At 34.9% G+C, this 16,498-nt stretch carries 14 protein-coding genes and 2 pseudogenes; 6 read left to right on the forward strand and 10 right to left on the reverse strand.

The window, feature by feature from the left end; genetic code table 11:
- Positions 1-56 precede the first annotated feature (56 nt).
- The 7 genes and pseudogenes from FD33_RS07350 to FD33_RS07380 form a co-directional block, all read right to left on the reverse strand.
- Positions 57-251, reverse strand: a pseudogene (locus FD33_RS07350) (PTS sugar transporter subunit IIC); the annotation flags it as partial.
- Positions 252-377: 126 nt separating this feature from the next.
- Positions 378-1,421 (reverse strand): LacI family DNA-binding transcriptional regulator, encoded by a 1,044-nt coding sequence (locus FD33_RS07355; protein WP_025086183.1) that lies wholly within the window; start codon positions 1,419-1,421, stop codon positions 378-380.
- Positions 1,422-1,583: 162 nt separating this feature from the next.
- A complete protein-coding gene (locus FD33_RS07360) occupies positions 1,584-2,447 on the reverse strand; it encodes a MurR/RpiR family transcriptional regulator (RefSeq protein WP_025086182.1) in 864 nt (287 codons plus the stop codon).
- Positions 2,448-2,456: 9 nt separating this feature from the next.
- Positions 2,457-3,347 carry an N-acetylmuramic acid 6-phosphate etherase gene (gene murQ / locus FD33_RS07365; RefSeq protein WP_025086181.1) on the reverse strand — a complete coding sequence of 297 codons (891 nt, stop codon included), beginning with the start codon at positions 3,345-3,347 and terminating at the stop codon, positions 2,457-2,459.
- A gap of 7 nt (positions 3,348-3,354) precedes the next feature.
- Complete coding sequence (locus FD33_RS07370; protein WP_025086180.1) at positions 3,355-4,419, reverse strand: MupG family TIM beta-alpha barrel fold protein; 1,065 nt, start codon at positions 4,417-4,419, stop codon at positions 3,355-3,357.
- A gap of 11 nt (positions 4,420-4,430) precedes the next feature.
- Positions 4,431-5,876: a PTS transporter subunit EIIC gene (locus tag FD33_RS07375; protein WP_025086179.1), complete on the reverse strand. Its 1,446-nt coding sequence runs from the start codon at positions 5,874-5,876 to the stop codon at positions 4,431-4,433.
- 13 nt (positions 5,877-5,889) lie between these two features.
- Positions 5,890-6,786 (reverse strand): alpha/beta hydrolase, encoded by an 897-nt coding sequence (locus FD33_RS07380; RefSeq protein ID WP_025086178.1) that lies wholly within the window; start codon positions 6,784-6,786, stop codon positions 5,890-5,892.
- Positions 6,787-7,012: 226 nt separating this feature from the next.
- Between FD33_RS07380 and FD33_RS07385 the strand changes: the two genes are divergently transcribed.
- The 3 genes from FD33_RS07385 (at position 7,013) to FD33_RS07395 (ending at position 9,716) form a co-directional block, all read left to right on the forward strand.
- Positions 7,013-7,933 carry an aldo/keto reductase gene (locus FD33_RS07385; protein ID WP_025085987.1) on the forward strand — a complete coding sequence of 307 codons (921 nt, stop codon included), beginning with the start codon at positions 7,013-7,015 and terminating at the stop codon, positions 7,931-7,933.
- Between the two features lie 164 nt (positions 7,934-8,097).
- On the forward strand, positions 8,098-8,739 hold the full coding sequence (locus FD33_RS07390; RefSeq protein WP_025085988.1) for an FMN-dependent NADH-azoreductase: 642 nt from the start codon (positions 8,098-8,100) through the stop codon (positions 8,737-8,739).
- A gap of 119 nt (positions 8,740-8,858) precedes the next feature.
- Positions 8,859-9,716: an NFACT RNA binding domain-containing protein gene (locus FD33_RS07395; protein ID WP_025085989.1), complete on the forward strand. Its 858-nt coding sequence runs from the start codon at positions 8,859-8,861 to the stop codon at positions 9,714-9,716.
- A 33-nt stretch (positions 9,717-9,749) separates the two neighbouring features.
- On the opposite strand, the pseudogene FD33_RS07400 reads toward FD33_RS07395, so the two are convergent.
- The 3 genes and pseudogenes from FD33_RS07400 to FD33_RS07410 form a co-directional block, all read right to left on the reverse strand.
- Positions 9,750-11,416 (reverse strand): annotated as a pseudogene (locus FD33_RS07400) (glycoside hydrolase family 13 protein).
- 153 nt (positions 11,417-11,569) lie between these two features.
- Complete coding sequence (locus tag FD33_RS07405; RefSeq protein WP_056955875.1) at positions 11,570-12,331, reverse strand: YibE/F family protein; 762 nt, start codon at positions 12,329-12,331, stop codon at positions 11,570-11,572.
- Positions 12,332-12,334: 3 nt separating this feature from the next.
- On the reverse strand, positions 12,335-13,405 hold the full coding sequence (locus FD33_RS07410; protein ID WP_056955876.1) for a YibE/F family protein: 1,071 nt from the start codon (positions 13,403-13,405) through the stop codon (positions 12,335-12,337).
- Positions 13,406-13,784: 379 nt separating this feature from the next.
- Here FD33_RS07410 and trpX point away from each other — a divergent pair, with 379 nt between their 5' ends.
- The 3 genes from trpX to FD33_RS07425 are packed head-to-tail and all read left to right on the forward strand — an operon-like array spanning position 13,785 to position 16,425.
- Positions 13,785-14,792 (forward strand): tryptophan ABC transporter substrate-binding protein, encoded by a 1,008-nt coding sequence (trpX, locus tag FD33_RS07415; RefSeq protein WP_025085990.1) that lies wholly within the window; start codon positions 13,785-13,787, stop codon positions 14,790-14,792.
- A complete protein-coding gene (locus tag FD33_RS07420) occupies positions 14,789-15,679 on the forward strand; it encodes an ABC transporter permease (RefSeq protein WP_025085991.1) in 891 nt (296 codons plus the stop codon). Before trpX ends, FD33_RS07420 begins: the two co-directional genes overlap by 4 nt.
- Positions 15,676-16,425, forward strand: a complete 750-nt coding sequence (locus FD33_RS07425) for an ABC transporter ATP-binding protein (RefSeq protein ID WP_025085992.1) — start codon at positions 15,676-15,678, stop codon at positions 16,423-16,425. The genes FD33_RS07420 and FD33_RS07425 overlap by 4 nt, the downstream gene beginning before the upstream one ends.
- Positions 16,426-16,498: the final 73 nt, after the last annotated feature.

Genomic DNA, 16,498 nt, shown 5'->3' on the forward strand with positions numbered 1-16,498 from the left:
TGTTTTTATTTTGTCATTTTTCTAAAGTGGCTAACTTGATTATAAAATTCGCCATTAAACCATTTTGGCAAAAAGCCTCCAAAACCAAACGTTGTAGGTAAGTTTTGCAAAATAACCATGATAGAACCGAACATCGTGGCTGGGAAAGCTAACATAAAGCCATCACGTAAACTTAGAAGATATTTATTGGCACCAATTAATTCTGAAATTGGTCCCATTTTCTTCTGAAATGCATTTAAAAAGTTTTTCATTTCATGATTCCCCTCTTTACTATTGTGTAAACGTTTACAGGAATTACTATAACTGTTTAGTTAACGTTTACACAACCCTAAATAAAAAATATCCATTATTTTTTATAAATAACAGATATTTCAAATTTATTTATTCTTTTTTGTTAAGTCACGTATTGAATCTCTTATTTTCAACTCACTTGAACAAACTATTTGAATCGGCATCTTACGATTACCAATCATCTTCTCACGTGCAACCTTAACAGCAATACGCCCCATTTCTTCAGAATCCATTTTGATACTCGAAAGGGTTGGTGTTAAATAGCGATTCATTTCCACATCATCGAAACTAACGATTGAAATGTCTTCAGGAATCTTTAAACCAGCATTACTAATAGCTTTGTAAACACCCATAGCCATGGGATCACTGGCTACTAAAATAGCAGTTGGTAAATCGTCTCCCTGCAGTATCTCACTAGTCATTTGCAGAGCATCTTCAGCCGACCATTGACCAATATTAACGTCTGAATATTTGGTTAAATCGTGAAGTTGCATCCAACTACTATAGGCGTCAGCTCTAACTTCATGTCTACTATTGATACGACTACCATCCACATCAACAATACTGCTGCGACCACCAACAAAAGCAATATTACGATGACCTTTTTCATAGAGCAGATCCAAAACTTTGTAAGTCTTCGCAATAAAATCAGTTTGAATCCGGTCGTATTTTTCATCGCTGATGTAATTATCTACCAATATTAAATTGGGATTCTTATCCATGATAAGATCCATTGCTGTGTCGGTCATCTGTCCCACCATAATAATGGCACCATATCCGGACAATTGATCCCAATCTTTTTCCTTATCTCGCATCCCAAAAACCTTTGTAACCTGTAATCGCCATTCGGCAGCCTCTTCTTCAATTCCACGATGAATAGCTAAGAAATAAGGATCTCTCAATTCAGAATCACTATTGTGCCGTAAAATCAGTCCAATTGACATATCCGCATTAGCATTTCTGGGACTACGAATATTCTTTTCCTTTGAATAGTGCAAACGATTGGCAATATCAATTACTCTTTTACGAGTATTTTCGTTAATACTGAAACTCTCGTCGTTATTAAGGATTCGTGACACACTTGCCGCTGAGACTCCAGCCATTTTTGCAATATCTCTTATACTTGCCATTTGTTTACCTCGTATTACCATTCAGTGTTTAGTTACGTTTACTATAGACTAATTATGATTAATGTTCAAAGGTCTAGACAGAAAAAATTCTAAGTAAAGAATTGTATCTTCACTTAGAATCTTTAAGGAGTCTTTCTAATTTTGTCTGCTTATATAAAGTTTTTATTTTTTAGGAGAAAAATACTTTTCAACTAAAAGATGAGATTCTTTTAGCTTTTCAACGTTGCTTTGATAGTTTCGCTGCAAGTAGAGATAATAAATCAAATCGACTGCATACAATTGACTTATCAAAGAAGTCGTTGCAGCAGATCTTACTTGATCTCTTGGCACAGTGTTGCTCGTTAAGGTACTAATATCCGAAATTTTGGCTAAGTGACTGTGACTATTGGATGTTAATCCGATTACTTTTACATTATTCTTTTTGGCTAGTTTGGCTATTGTCACAGTTTCCTGTGTTTCACCAGAATCAGAAATTAGAAATAACACTTGCTTATTCTGTTGTGTTAATAGGTTTGACACCAATAAGTGAGTATCCTCTGTATTAATTACGTTTTTACCAATTCGTGAAAATTTTTGAGTAAAATCCTCGGCTACTAAATGAGATGCTCCTAAACCATAAATTAAAATGACATTTGCTTTTTCAAACGAATCAACAGTTTGATTTAAATATTTAGAGTCTAATCCTCTACTAGTAGTATCCAAAGTGTGTTGGATTCGAAGAACCAGTTTATCTTTTAACTCATTAACACCATCATCTGGGGATATTTCATCATATAATCCAGTATCAACATCATTTGATGAACGTGCTAATTCAACTTTTAAGCCCTTAAATCCATCCAATCCTAAGTTTTTAGAAAATCTAACAATAGTAGCTTGGCTGACACCACTTTTTTTAGATAAATCGGCCACACTAAAATTGGGGACTTGTTGAGCATTTTTTAAAATATACTCACCTAAAGTTTTTTCTGCTTTACTCGCATTTTCTATATTTGTTCGAATTGTTAGTAAAATCGTATTATTCGTCATTTTGATTCCTCACTTGATTGCTTGACGTACAAACCCACCTGCTTCAGATAGTTTTTGTTGAGCAACTTTCTTATCAGTTTTTGTGGCAATCATAACAATCGCATCTTTAACTGAGTAATTGGCTTCTTTAAGAGTTGTCAAAGCAAGATCTTCGTCAACTCCTGTAACTTCTACAATTATATTCAATGAACGTTGGACCAATTTTTTATTAGTTGGTTTGACATCCACCATTAAATTACCGTAAGTCTTACCAATTCTGACCATTGATGCGGTTGAGAGCATGTTTAAAACCATTTTCTGTGCTGTTCCTGATTTCAATCTGGTTGATCCGGACAATACTTCTGGACCTACAACTATTTCAATCGCCGTCTCAGCATGTTGACTGATAATAGCATCATTGTTACATGATAAAGCAATCGTATCAGCACCCACTTTAGTAGCATAATCCAATGCTCCCACGACATAAGGTGTTCTACCACTGGCCGCAATACCGACTACTACATCCTTATCATTCAAATTATGATTTTTTAAGTCGTCAGCACCCTCCTGAACACTATCTTCGGCACCTTCAACAGCAATTGTCATAGCTTTAGCACCACCGGCAATCAAACCTTGTACCATTTCGGGTTTAATGCCAAAAGTTGGCACACATTCAGCAGCATCCAGCACACCCAATCGGCCACTAGTCCCTGCACCTGTGTAGAATAAACGTCCTCCAACTTTAAATGCTTCAGCAATTTTATTCGCGGCTGCCGATATTTGAGGTAATTGTTTTTCAACAGCCACAGCTACTTTTTTATCTTCATTATTCATAGCAGTAACAATCATGTCAGCACTCATTTCGTCCAAATTCATTGTTGCTGGATTACGACCCTCTGTTGATAATTTTTTTATGTCCATATTAAACTCATTCCTCACTTCTAATATCAACCAGTTGAATTGCTTGATTAGCCTCACAATAATTTAATAGTTTAATGTCAGAATCAACTATTCTTCCTATTACATTTACGGATGCATCAGCTGGAAGTTGGTACTTAATTAATTGTAATTCGCCTTGATAACGTCCTGATAAATTATTATCCAATGTAATAGATCCAAGTTTTCTCAAAGTATTATTATCAGGTGCTATTTCCAACTTATTGAGGGATCTACCTTCTCTAAGTCTAACAACATCCCTAGCTACATCAGCCCTTTGATGAAAAATATCGGTGATATATGCTGGAACATTATTATTCAATTGAACTTTTAATTGCAAAACATTATTTACAAAATAATTTCTAAATTGCTCGAATGTTGAATCTCTTAAAGCCGGATCACCGACATAAATTCGATCGACTTTCATTTTATTAAAGTCTAAAGCGGCATATAAAGGATTTTGAGATCTATGCTCTTCCAAAGTTGGTAATCCCTTATAAACAGGAGCTCTTAAATTAGCATCTCCTGGAATAAAAGCCATTACTGTAAATCCATTGTCTTTCAACCACTTATTTTTTTCAGAAAACCATTGTTTGTCCAAGCCCGTATTTTCGCGAGGATAATAATTATGCCAAGCTTCCAAATTGGAAAAATTTGCTTTAGCCACTTTCAATTCATCAATATCAGATTGTTCAATCGTACTTGCATTTAGAGCAATTTTCATGCCATTAGAAAGTCTTGCAATACATGGATTATCGATTCCATCATCAATTCTCAACATGGTAACATGTAAATTCTTGAAAACTGACAAATCTCTATCTAGACTTAAATTCAGTCTCTTTAATGAACTGGATGCAATATCAAGGGTCAATTCCAATTTATTCTCATCACATAACTCACCTAAAGTTTTTAAGTTTTCTAATAAAACTTTAGGATCGTCCTCCGGTAAATTAATAGAAGTAAAGACACCTTTAAACCCTGCTCGAACAAATTGATTGAACATATCTATATCTTTTTGTGTCAATGAACTGTGTAAGTAAGCTGAAAATCCTAGCATATTATTCTCCTTTATTCTGGATAGATTTCATTAATTCTATCTTCATCAACACCGAAGAACCAAGTTACGATAAATCCTCCAGCGTAAGCTACTAGTAGTGCTAACAAGTATACCCATTGTTGTCCCGGTTGCATGATCAATAGTCCAAATAATCCTGAAACACCTTGTGATACAGCGCCTAAATGGAATAGTGAAGCAACAATACCACCGAATCCAGCTCCAATACTTGCTGTAATGAAGGCTCTACCAAGTGGCAATGTAACAGCGTACATCAATGGTTCACCAACACCTAAGATAGCAACAGGAATTGAACTCATAACCATTTTTTTAAATCTCTTGTTCTTTGATTTGAAGTAAAGTGCAAATCCGGCACCAACTTGACCACCGCCGGCCATCATCAAAATTGGTAGTAAGTAGTTAATACCCTTTGTTGGACCTGTAGGATCATTCAATAGAACATGAATTGGTGTTAAGGCTTGATGTAAGCCAACAGACACTAAGGCTAAGAATGTAGATGATAGAAGGAATCCACCAAAGACACTCAACTTCGTGTAGATGAAGTCCATAACGAGATAGATAGCTGTTGTTAACCATGCACCAACTGGTTGTAGGAAGACAACGGCAAGCAATGAACCAATAACAACTGTTAGTAAAGGCGTGAAAAATGTATCTAGAACACTAGGCATAATCTTACGAAGATTCTTTTCCAAGAATGCGAAGAAAATACCCATTAGCAAAGCAGTAATCAAACCACCGACACCAACTGTATATGGTGCATGTGTGAATGGCATCGAAATAGCTTGTGTACTTAGTGGTGAACCCGTAATTGTGACACCTAAACAAAGAGTACCACCGATACCACCAAGGATCGCACTACCTTTAAATTCACGAGCAGCATTCATACCAACGAATATTGGTAGAAATGTGAATAATCCCCAGCCAATTGTCTTAATGGTCATGTACCACCAATCCGTAACAAAAGCTTGTCCTGTTTGATAGTCGATAACATTAGCAAGACCATTAATCAGTCCCGCAGCGATAATACCTGGTAACAATGGAATAAAAACATTAGCGATATGTTGCAAACCACGTTGCAAAGGCTTATCGTGTTTAGCCTTATTCTCTTTCTTGTTTTCTTTAGCGATATCTTTTACTTGATCCAATTGTGAATCAGATGAAACATCCCCGTCGTCACTGTCACTACCTAAAGCAACTCCAGTAAGTTCAGCAAATGGTTCTGCTACTTTGTTGACTTTACCTGGTCCCAAAACAACTTGGAGTGTATCAGCTTGAACAACGGCTAAGACACCATCAATACGCTTCAAAGCATCAACATTAACTTTATCGTTATCTTTAATGCCTAGTCTTAATCTAGTCATACATGCAACGTTGGCATTGACATTTTCTTTACCACCGACATTTTTAAGAATTTCTTTAGCTGTATTCTTTGCGTCCATGTTTTTTTACCCCCTACTTGAATTCTTTCATCAACCAGTTATATGATTTTGGAGTAGCTTTAGTCCAATATGTCCAATTATGGTTGTCGCCAGTATCTTTAACATATTTAACTGAATACTTATCTTTCTTCAAAGTCTTAACAAATCTATTAACATTTTTAATTGGAACTGTTGTATCATCAGATGTTGTTTCAACGTAAAAATTAACTGGTTTTGTGTCTTTATTGATATACTTTGTTGGGAACAAACTGTCGTATACTTTATCAGACCAGTTAGTCTTACCATTGGTAAAGGCATGCATGTTCATTCTGATAGGATTGTCCTTTGGCAAACTGTACCAAACAGATGGTGAGATCAATAATGCTTTAGAGAAGTACTTAGAATATTTCAATGATAATCTTGCAGCAGCATAACCACCCATTGAAATACCACCAATAGCATGATCACTTCTTGATGAAGATACTTTATATGTTGAATTGATTTTTGGTATTAAATCTTTCATGATGGCACTTTCCATTTGCATGCCACCCTTTTGGTTAACATAGAAACTGTTAAATCCATCAATAAAGACAACAATCGCTTTTTGATTGTTTCTCTTCATAGCTCCATCGAGCATTTGTTGAGAATTGAATCTTTCCAATAAATTTCTATGATTTCCGTATAATCCATGCATCATATAAACGACTGGATATTTTTTACTACTACTAGGATTGTATCCACCTGGTAGATAAACATCGTAATTCCAATCAAGATGCAATTTTTTAGAATACATCGTTGTCGTAGTTACTGTACTAATTGGTGAAACTTTAGTAGCAGCAGCTTGAGCAGTAGAACTGGTAAAAGTAGCTATTCCCAGCATTGCAATTATGCCGGATAGAATAACTAAAAATCTTTTAACACATGATTTCATAATAATTACCCCCAAATATTTTTGTTACCGCTTACAGATAAATAATACCTCGTTAAAATAAAATTTCAAGATATTCACAAACGTTTTTAAAATTATAAAATATTATATCATAATTAAGATATTAATTTACAAAAAGTACATTTTTTGTAAGCGTCATCTTTTCTTATTGACTTATCCATTTAGGCCACTAATAATTAAAGTGATAATTAATATTGGAGGCAATCATATGAAACAACGTTATATTGGTGAAACCAACTGGCAAGCATCTGCAGTTGCGCTAGGTATTATGCGTATGGACAGTTTAAGTCCAAAACAAGCAGCTAAGGCTATTGATACTGCTTATGACAGTGGCATTAATTATATCGATTCTGCTGACATCTATGGTGGCGGCAATTCCGAAAAAATCTTTGGTCAAGCATTAAAACAAAGTAGTGTTAAAAGAGAAGATTTATTTATCCAATCCAAGGGTGGAATCGTACCTGGAAAAAGATATGATTTTTCTAAAGAACATTTGATTGATGCTGTCGATGGCTGCTTGGAACGTTTAGGTGTTGATTATTTAGATTCATTCCTACTTCACAGACCAGATCCACTAATGGAACCAGATGAAGTTGCTGAGGCATTTGATGAACTACAAACATCAGGAAAAGTACGTCATTTCGGTGTTTCTAACTTCAATCCTGAACAGTTTATGTTCTTACAAGAGAATCTTGATCAAAGACTTCTTATCAATCAATTACAATTCAGTATTATGCATTCTGGAATGATCGATTTTGGTTTACATACTAATATGACAGATACACGCTCAATCAATCATGATGGTGGACTCCTAGAATTCTCCAGACGTATGGGTGTAACCCCTCAAGCTTGGTCACCATTCCAATATGGTACATTTGCCGGAACATTCATTAACAATGACAAGTTCCCTGAATTAAATAAGAAACTACAAGAACTAGCAGACAAATATGGTGTAAGTAAAAACGCCATTGCCGCAGCCTGGATTCTTAGACATCCTGCTAATATTCAAGTTATTATCGGAACAATGAATCCTGAACACATTGCTGACAGTGCTAAAGGTGGAGATATCGATCTTACTAAACAAGAGTGGTATGACATCTACTTTGCTGCTGGTAATGATTTGCCTTAAAATAAATTTAGAATATAACAAAAAATCGTCGACTCTCTTATGAGAATTGACGATTTTTTTAGTTTATTTGCTAAATTTTTCTATATATCTTTGCGTGATTTTATCTTTTGTAAGCGTTTAATCATATAATAGTAATAATCAAGAAAGAAAAGAGGTTCACTCTTATGTCAACAGTATTAGTTATTTATGCACATCCTCAATCAGACAAAGAATCATCTACTAAGGCTCTTTATAATCATTTCATTAAAGCTTATAAAATCAGTCATCCCGATGACAAAGTTATCGAACATAATGTTTCTGAATACATGCCTTTTCCATTGAATAAAATTGCTATTTCAATTTATAACAAGTCAATGGCTCGCCAATCTTTCAATGCTGACGAAGAAAGATTTAAAGAGGCTAGACAAAAGTGGATTGATGAATTCGTTCAGGCTGACAAATATGTTTTTGTAAATCCTATGTACAATCTCTTTATTCCCGCCAAAATGAAGAGTTACATTGATATCGTGATGCAAGTTCCTGACACTTTCCACTACACTGATGCAGGTATCCCTGAAGGTAACTTACACAATAAAAAAGCTATCCATATTCAAGCTAATGGTGGTAACTACCATGGCTCAAATGGTGCTCCCGATGCAAGTTCTCTAGACCTTGGTCATCAATATATCGGTACGATTCTTCATATTATGGGTGTTGATGATTATCAAGGTGTCTTTGCAGAAGGTATGGATCACGATCCTCAAAATGCTGAAAAGATTTTAAATCAGGCATTCGAAAAAGCTGAAGAAGCTGGTAAAAAATTCTAAGTAAAAAAGACTTCTATCGCCTAATAATTAGGAAATAGAAGCCTTTTTGTTAATAATTGGTTAGTGTTATTATTGATGCATGTCGTTATGACGAGTAATAATTAAATCGAGGTTTATCCATGGAAACTGAATCAGACGCCAATGAAGTTATTGAAGCTATTAAGTGGCAAATACATCACACAAAGAAACAAATTGAATCATTAAATAAAGCTATTACACGTATTGGTGATGTTGAACAATTAAAAGTGAAAGGTACTTTGCTTAAAACTTATGCCTCTCAAATTGATACGAAAAAAGGCTATGTTATCCTACCTGATTACCGAGATCATAAGGAAATAACTATCTACTTAGATACTAAGAAATCAATTATTGATAACGCTGAAACCTATTTTCATCAATATCACCGTGACCAACGCGGATTGAAAACTATTCAAGATAACTTAAATAAAGCCGAGAAAAATTTGCAAAAACAAATTATACGTCAAACAAATTTTGATGCGACAGATTCTCACCAAATTGAACTAGTTAGAAAGCAATTGATTGCTGAAGATGCTATAAAAACTAAAATTCTGCATTCATCTAAAGCTCCAGAGCCTGCCCATCCACGTCGATTCTACACAACTGATCATGTCCTAGTTGAAGTTGGTAAAAATAGTGATCAAAATGACCACCTAACGTTGACTGCCAATAAAGATTATTATTGGATGCATGTCAGTGAATTGGCCGGTTCTCATGTGGTCGTTCATAGTGCCCATCCTAGCAAGCAAACATTATTGGAAGCTGCCAATTTGACTGCTTACTACAGTAAAGGTCGAGGGCTCAAACAAGTACCTGTTGATGTTTTAAAAGTTGGACAATTATTCAAACCACAAGGCGCCAAATCAGGATTGGTCATGTTTAACGGTAAAGCTGACACCTTAACAGTTGATCCTGATAAAGAATTAGCTCAAAAACTGGCTGAAAAGAATTTAAAATAAAGAATTCAATATCGAATAGATATTGAACTCTTTTTATTTCAACAAGTAAACTTTACTCTCATATGGACGCAATCTTGTATTTTTATCATCAACATAATTGCCAATTAACAGTGCCCCATTCTCTTGTCCATAATCTCTGATCACTTCGTGAGCAGTAAAATTATTAATAACTAATAAAGTTTCATCGTTATAACGACGGCGATAAGTAAAAACTTCTTCGTCTTCCATATCTATAACTGCGTAGTCTCCATAAACGATTAAATCACTCTTGTGTCGCAATTCAATTAATTTTTGATAATAGTAAAAGATGGAATTACTATCCGCTAAATTCTCTTCAACGTTGATTTGAGAGTAGTTAGGATTCACTGCTAACCAAGGCGTCCCGTCTGTAAATCCACTATTATTATTTTGGTTCCATTGCATTGGAGTTCTAGCATTATCCCGTGTTCGATAAAATACTTCAGCATTGTTTCTTTATCGACAATTTTTTCAACTTCAACAAATTCTTTATAGGCATTCAAAGATTGAATATCTTCATATTGTGATAATTCAGTGAAGTGTGCATTTGTCATACCGATTTCTTCGCCCTCGTAAACGTAAGGCGTTCCCTGTAACATATGCAGAGTCGTTCCCAACATCTTAGCTGCTAAAACACGGTACTTTGGATTGTCTGTTGCAAAACGAGATACAGCTCGGGATTGGTCATGATTACTCCAATAGAGACTATTCCAGCCTTTCCCGTCTAAGGCAATTTCCCACTTACTCAAAACCTTTTTTAAATCAACTAAATCAATTGGTTCATCGTTCCAATGACCTAAGCGTTTATCAGAATTGGGGGAGATATTCATATGATTAAATTGGAAAACCATATTTAATTTATTTTCCTTTAATCCTGCGTACTTAATAGCCTCTTTAGGTGTTGATCCTGGCATCTCGCCTACTGTCATGACATCATATTTAGATAAAACTTTATCGTTCATTTCCTCTAAAAACTCATTTAATCGATGACCATTAGCCACTAAACCAGTCCCACCATACTTGGCCCCTGTTTTTTTATTGCCATCTGGCAAACCTTCAGGTTTGGAAATCAAATTGATAACATCCATTCTGAAACCGTCAATACCTTTATCTAACCAGAAACGCATTAAATTCCAGACCTCTTGACGAACTTTAGGATTATCCCAATTGAGATCAGGTTGTTCTTTTGTATAAAGATGCAAATAGTATTGGCCTGTAGTTTCATCGAATTCCCAAGCCGATCCAGCAAAACGCGAACCCCAATTATTTGGTTCATGACCATCGACCGAATCCCGCCAAATATAATAATTGCGATAAGGATTGTCCTTAGACTTACGACTTTCTTGGAACCACTTGTGTTGATCAGAAGTATGGTTAACAACCAAATCCATCATTATTTTTAACCCTAACGCATGAGCTTTTTCTAACATTTCATCAAAATCACTCATGGTTCCATAATTGGGTTGAATTGCACAATAATCACTAATATCATAGCCATTATCTTTATCAGGAGATTTGTAAATCGGATTCAACCAAACAACATCGGCACCCAATTTTTTGATATACGGCAAACGACTAGTAATACCGGGTAAATCACCAATCCCATCATTATTACTGTCTTGAAAACTCTTCGGATAAACTTGATAAACCACTGCTTTCTTCCACCAATCGCTATAAGCCATGAAAAATTCCCCTCAATTATCTATTCATTTAGATTATAAAAAAATTTTACTAAAATAATTAAGTTTTCAGCAATCAATTCCAAACAAAAAAATCATACCAACAAAGGTATGATTTTCCAGTTATAACAACGTTTTAGTATCTATATGTGAAAATTAATTATCGGTTTTCCTTAATTTAACTTTGTTAGCCTTGTGATAAACCAGAAATGATGTAATAGGAACTGTTAAGATCACGCCAATTGTACAAATTAATGTGGTTAAAATTTCTGCCACAACTAATTTATCATTCAGAATGTCAGTAAATTTATACCCCAATGAATGAATTAAGAAAAATAAAGGAAACGTTGCTGAAAAGAAATTGAACAATAACGTATTCGTCTGCGTGTTAAGAATTTTATTTCCAACTGAAAAACCATCGTTAAATATTTCTGTTGGCGTCAAAGTGGGTTTATTTGAAACAATCTCATTCAAACCACTAGTAATAGCAACACTAGTTTCAGAAATGACGCCTAGACTGTTGATAACAATGATAGCAATTGCCAACTGTGGAAATGAAATTCCAGCCGCTAAAGAGAATGATTCAAGTTCATCCTGATTCTCAGGACCCATGCCTTGGGCACTAGCCCAATATTCCAAAGGAATTGTAATCAATAGAATAAAAATCATAATTAATAATGACGTTTGAAAAGCCGTATTAGCAGTATTGCCATTTTCAACATTCATATAAATTGCGACAACCAGTATTACAATTGCGATAATGCCTGTGGTGACTAAAATATTAAATCCATCAGCTATCAAAACTAAAAGTGCTATTACGGATATAACATTGATTCCTAATCCAAATAATAAAGTCAGACCACGAGTACCAGTCACCATCAGTAATAAAACAACAAAAGTTGCAAATAAATATAGCATGACTTACCTCCTTGTGATCACTTTGCTTGAAATAAAACTAGTTATTGGAACTGTCAAAACAATTCCAATAGCACTAATTAATAACTGGGCTATTCCCAAACTAAGAGTCATATTTAATGTGTAACTGACTGAGTTACCATTGCTCAAATAAAGTAGAACCACATTTAAGTTCCCCGCTATAACGATAAAAAGTAAAATATTAATTAAGGGACCTATCAATTCTCGACCAATATTGATACCAGACTTAAATAGTGTTTTAGCAGATACATCAGTTACTTCTTTTTTCATTTCAATTAATGATGAAGAGATATCCATCGTTTCATCCAAGATAACACCTAAAACGCCAAATAAAACTTGTGACAAAAAAACACCTAAGTAAGGTTGCAATTCAAAATCATCTAATTCCAAATGCATTCCACTGTAACCAGTCATACTTAAAACAAAAACGCTCAATAGAATTGCAATTGTTGTTGATATAACAGTGCTTGAGTAGGCCATCAAGGCTGAATATGTCGGTCCCAAAATGACTAGCAGGGCCGTTGCAGATATTAATAACGCCGTTACAGCGGTTAAAGGAAGCAAGATACTATTATGCGTTCCAATAATTATCTGTAAATATCCAAAGTAAATCACCACATTGATCAAAACACTGATAAATAATTTTCGGCGATCAAATTTCATACAATAAAGCAAAAATATCACTAGGCCAAAAGTAAATACTAACGGAGTATCACGTTTTACATTCTTAGCTGCATAGCCTTTTCCACTCTTCGTTAGAATCACCTGTTGACCAACACGGTACTTAGTATCAGTCAATTGTGAATTATAATAAGTGTTTCTAAACGATACTGTTTGACCTCTTTTATCGGTATTCAATAACTTTGCTCTGACTTTTTGAGTATATTCAGTATCAGTATTCTTATACTCATCTGTTGAAGTCTGCTTACTAGTTATTGCAACGTTCTCAACCTTTACAACCGGATCATGATATAAAAAACTATCAAAATAAGTTAAACTGGTTGCAAATAAGACAATCAAACCCACAATAACGAGTAAACGTATATTTTTTTTCATCGGAATCTCCCCGCATTTCTGCTCATGCTTACATTATATGTTTTTTTCAGAAAAAAATTTGTGACTTTTCTATGAACATTTTGTGGTTGACAATTTTGAACTTATGAAATATATTTGAAACATCAAATTCGTTAGGAGATTTCATTATGAACAAATCATACTCTCTCAACATCGCGAATATTCGTTGGCAAAGCCGATAACTCAGATTGGTCCGATATGGATTCAGTCTGAAAGGATTGTATCCATGTCGGCTTATTAAACTATGATAATTTTAGAGCCCACATGGAATTTTGTAAAAAAAAGACCATGTGGGTATTTTGTTTTTTTAGGCAATCCCACAAACTCTGGGGTTGCCTTTTTAATTTGGGGGAATTTAACGATGAAACATACGAGAAGACTTTACGCAACACTAGTTGCCTTAGCAGCATTTTTAATCTTTGCATTCTTTTACACTGGACATGCTGATGCCCGTAAACAGAACGCTATTCCAAAAGTTGGAGTTCTACAATTGATGTCACATCCAGCTTTGGATCAAATCAATAAGGGAATTGATGACACCTTAAAGAAGCACGGTTATATTGATGGCAAGAACGTCAAAATTGAATTTCAAAATGCTCAAGGTGATCAAAGTAATTTAAGAACCATCAGTAAACAATTTGTACAGGACAACGTTGACGTAGCGGTTGGTATCGCTACTCCTTCAGTTCAATCTTTGAAAAATGCTACTAATAAGATTCCTATTGTCATGGGGGCTGTTACTGATCCAGAAGGTGCAGGAATTATTTCTAACAACAAGAAACCGGGTGGCAATATTACCGGTGTCTCCGATCAAGCACCTCTAAAAGCTCAATTACAATTAATGAAAAAAGTAGTTCCAGATTTAAATACTATCGGCATTATCTATACTTCTAGTGATGCTTCAGCTACTAGTCAAATGAAAAAAATGAAACAGTTGGCTAAGCAGAATGGCATGAAGGTCGAAGTTTCCAGTATCAACTCAGTTAACGATTTACAACAAGTCGCAACTGCTTTAACACAAAAAGTTCAAACTATTTACGTTCCTACCGATAATACCGTGGCCAGTGGTATGAAGTTATTATCTTCAATTGCTGCCAAACAAAATATTGCTGTTTTCCCAGCTGCAACCACTATGGTTAAAGATGGCGGATTAGCTACAGTTGGTTTAAGCCAATATGAATTAGGACAAAAAACTGGTGAACATGTTGTTAGAATTTTACAGGGTAAGGAAAAAACCGCTACAACTCCAGTTACCTTTATGCAAAAAGGGCATTTAATGTTAAATGAAAAAATGGCCAAGAAATTGAATATCCAATTTCCTGACTCATTAGTTAAAGAAGCTCAAAAGAAAGGACAAATAATCAAATGAATCTAATCGTATCTACTATAAGTCAGGGTTTCATCTGGTCAATAATGGCCATTGGTCTTTTCATCACATTCCGAATTCTCGATTTTCCTGATATGACAGTTGAAGGAAGTTTTCCACTCGGTGCTGTCACAGCTATCAGCCTAATTCAAGAAGGCCACTCAACACTCTTTGCTTTACTAATGGCATTTATCTTCGGATGTTTAGCTGGATTTGCAACGGCCTTTCTCTATGCCAAGTTAAATGTTCCTATCCTTCTAGCTGGTATTTTGACAATGACTGCCCTCTATTCCATTAATTTAAGAATTTTGGGAAAAGCTAACATGTCTTTAACTAAATCAAGAAATATTTTCACTGAATTTGGCTTGGATAAACTGCCAACTAACTTCAATGGTATTATCTTGGGGATCATCATTATTGCATTGATTATTTTCCTACTAATCATTTTTCTCAATACCGAAAAGGGTCAAGCTGTTATCGCTACAGGTGATAATGAGACCATGGCCGCTTCATTAGGTATCAACACTACTGTCATGAAATTCATCGGTTTGATGGTTTCTAATGGAATTGTAGCTTTAACAGGTGGATTGATTGCCCAACAAAACGGATTTGCCGACGTTAATATGGGTATCGGCGTTATCGTTATTGGCCTTTCAGCTATTATTATCGGTGAAGTTATTTACCCTGATGTTCCACTAAGCATTCGACTTATTACCATTGTTATTGGTAGTATCGTCTACCGTTTGATTCTGATGATTGTTCTTCAATTAGGTTTCAATACCAACGATTTGAAGCTGATTTCAGCCATTATTTTGGCATTATGCCTTGCTCTACCAACAATTCGTGAACAGTTCCTAAAGACTATGAGAAACGGGGTTAAAACAAAATGAAACCATTACTAGAAATAAAAGATGCCGTCAAAACTATTTATAACGACGACGAAAATCTAAATATTCTTAACCACATCAATTTAACAATTAACCCTAAAGATTTTCTAGTTGTTTTAGGAACAAATGGTGCTGGTAAATCAACCTTACTTGATGCTATCACTGGTACTAATGAATTAAGTTCTGGAAAAATTTTATTAAATGGTAAAGATATTACGGATGAAAACTTGGCCAAACGTAGCCGTAATATCAGTCGAGTTTACCAAGATCCTAAATCTGGTACAGCTCCCAGAATGACTGTAGCTGAAAACTTGTTACTGGCTAAACGTCGTGGTTTACCTAGAAGATTACATTTACGTCATCTTAAGGAGAACATGGATGAATTCCAAAAATTGATTTCTAATTTACCTACTCTGGATAATCGTCTCAACACTTTTACTGAAAAGCTATCTGGTGGTCAAAGACAGACGTTAAGCTTCTTGATGGCAATTATCCAAAAGCCTGAATTACTGCTCTTAGATGAACATACAGCTGCCTTAGATCCTCAAACTAGCAAAGATTTGATGGAACTAACTAATAAAGTCATTCTGGAAAAAGAATTAACTTGCATGATGATTACTCACGATTTATCTGACGCTATGAAATATGGAAATCGTTTGATTGTTTTGAAAAAGGGTGAAATAATCCTAGATTTAAACCAAGCTGAAAAAGATAAGATTAAAGAGAAAGATTTACTTCAATACTTCTAAAGAAAAAGGGCAATCCATTGAAGTGCAATAAAAAAGTTAGACATTTTTATAAGTTTTAAAAAATCATGGATTG

This window comes from Companilactobacillus paralimentarius DSM 13238 = JCM 10415 (assembly GCF_001434985.1).
Lineage (GTDB): Bacteria > Bacillota > Bacilli > Lactobacillales > Lactobacillaceae > Companilactobacillus > Companilactobacillus paralimentarius.

What these genes read in the sequence shown, in the direction of transcription:
- FD33_RS07355 (WP_025086183.1), bottom strand. Translation starts at nt 1,421, where the DNA reads ATGGCAAGTATAAGAGATATTGCAAAAATGGCTGGAGTCTCAGCGGCA.
- FD33_RS07360 (WP_025086182.1), bottom strand. Translation starts at nt 2,447, where the DNA reads ATGACGAATAATACGATTTTACTAACAATTCGAACAAATATAGAAAAT.
- murQ (WP_025086181.1), bottom strand. Translation starts at nt 3,347, where the DNA reads ATGGACATAAAAAAATTATCAACAGAGGGTCGTAATCCAGCAACAATG.
- FD33_RS07370 (WP_025086180.1), bottom strand. Translation starts at nt 4,419, where the DNA reads ATGCTAGGATTTTCAGCTTACTTACACAGTTCATTGACACAAAAAGAT.
- FD33_RS07375 (WP_025086179.1), bottom strand. Translation starts at nt 5,876, where the DNA reads ATGGACGCAAAGAATACAGCTAAAGAAATTCTTAAAAATGTCGGTGGT.
- FD33_RS07380 (WP_025086178.1), bottom strand. Translation starts at nt 6,786, where the DNA reads ATGAAATCATGTGTTAAAAGATTTTTAGTTATTCTATCCGGCATAATT.
- FD33_RS07385 (WP_025085987.1), top strand. Translation starts at nt 7,013, where the DNA reads ATGAAACAACGTTATATTGGTGAAACCAACTGGCAAGCATCTGCAGTT.
- FD33_RS07390 (WP_025085988.1), top strand. Translation starts at nt 8,098, where the DNA reads ATGTCAACAGTATTAGTTATTTATGCACATCCTCAATCAGACAAAGAA.
- FD33_RS07395 (WP_025085989.1), top strand. Translation starts at nt 8,859, where the DNA reads ATGGAAACTGAATCAGACGCCAATGAAGTTATTGAAGCTATTAAGTGG.
- FD33_RS07405 (WP_056955875.1), bottom strand. Translation starts at nt 12,331, where the DNA reads ATGCTATATTTATTTGCAACTTTTGTTGTTTTATTACTGATGGTGACT.
- FD33_RS07410 (WP_056955876.1), bottom strand. Translation starts at nt 13,405, where the DNA reads ATGAAAAAAAATATACGTTTACTCGTTATTGTGGGTTTGATTGTCTTA.
- trpX (WP_025085990.1), top strand. Translation starts at nt 13,785, where the DNA reads ATGAAACATACGAGAAGACTTTACGCAACACTAGTTGCCTTAGCAGCA.
- FD33_RS07420 (WP_025085991.1), top strand. Translation starts at nt 14,789, where the DNA reads ATGAATCTAATCGTATCTACTATAAGTCAGGGTTTCATCTGGTCAATA.
- FD33_RS07425 (WP_025085992.1), top strand. Translation starts at nt 15,676, where the DNA reads ATGAAACCATTACTAGAAATAAAAGATGCCGTCAAAACTATTTATAAC.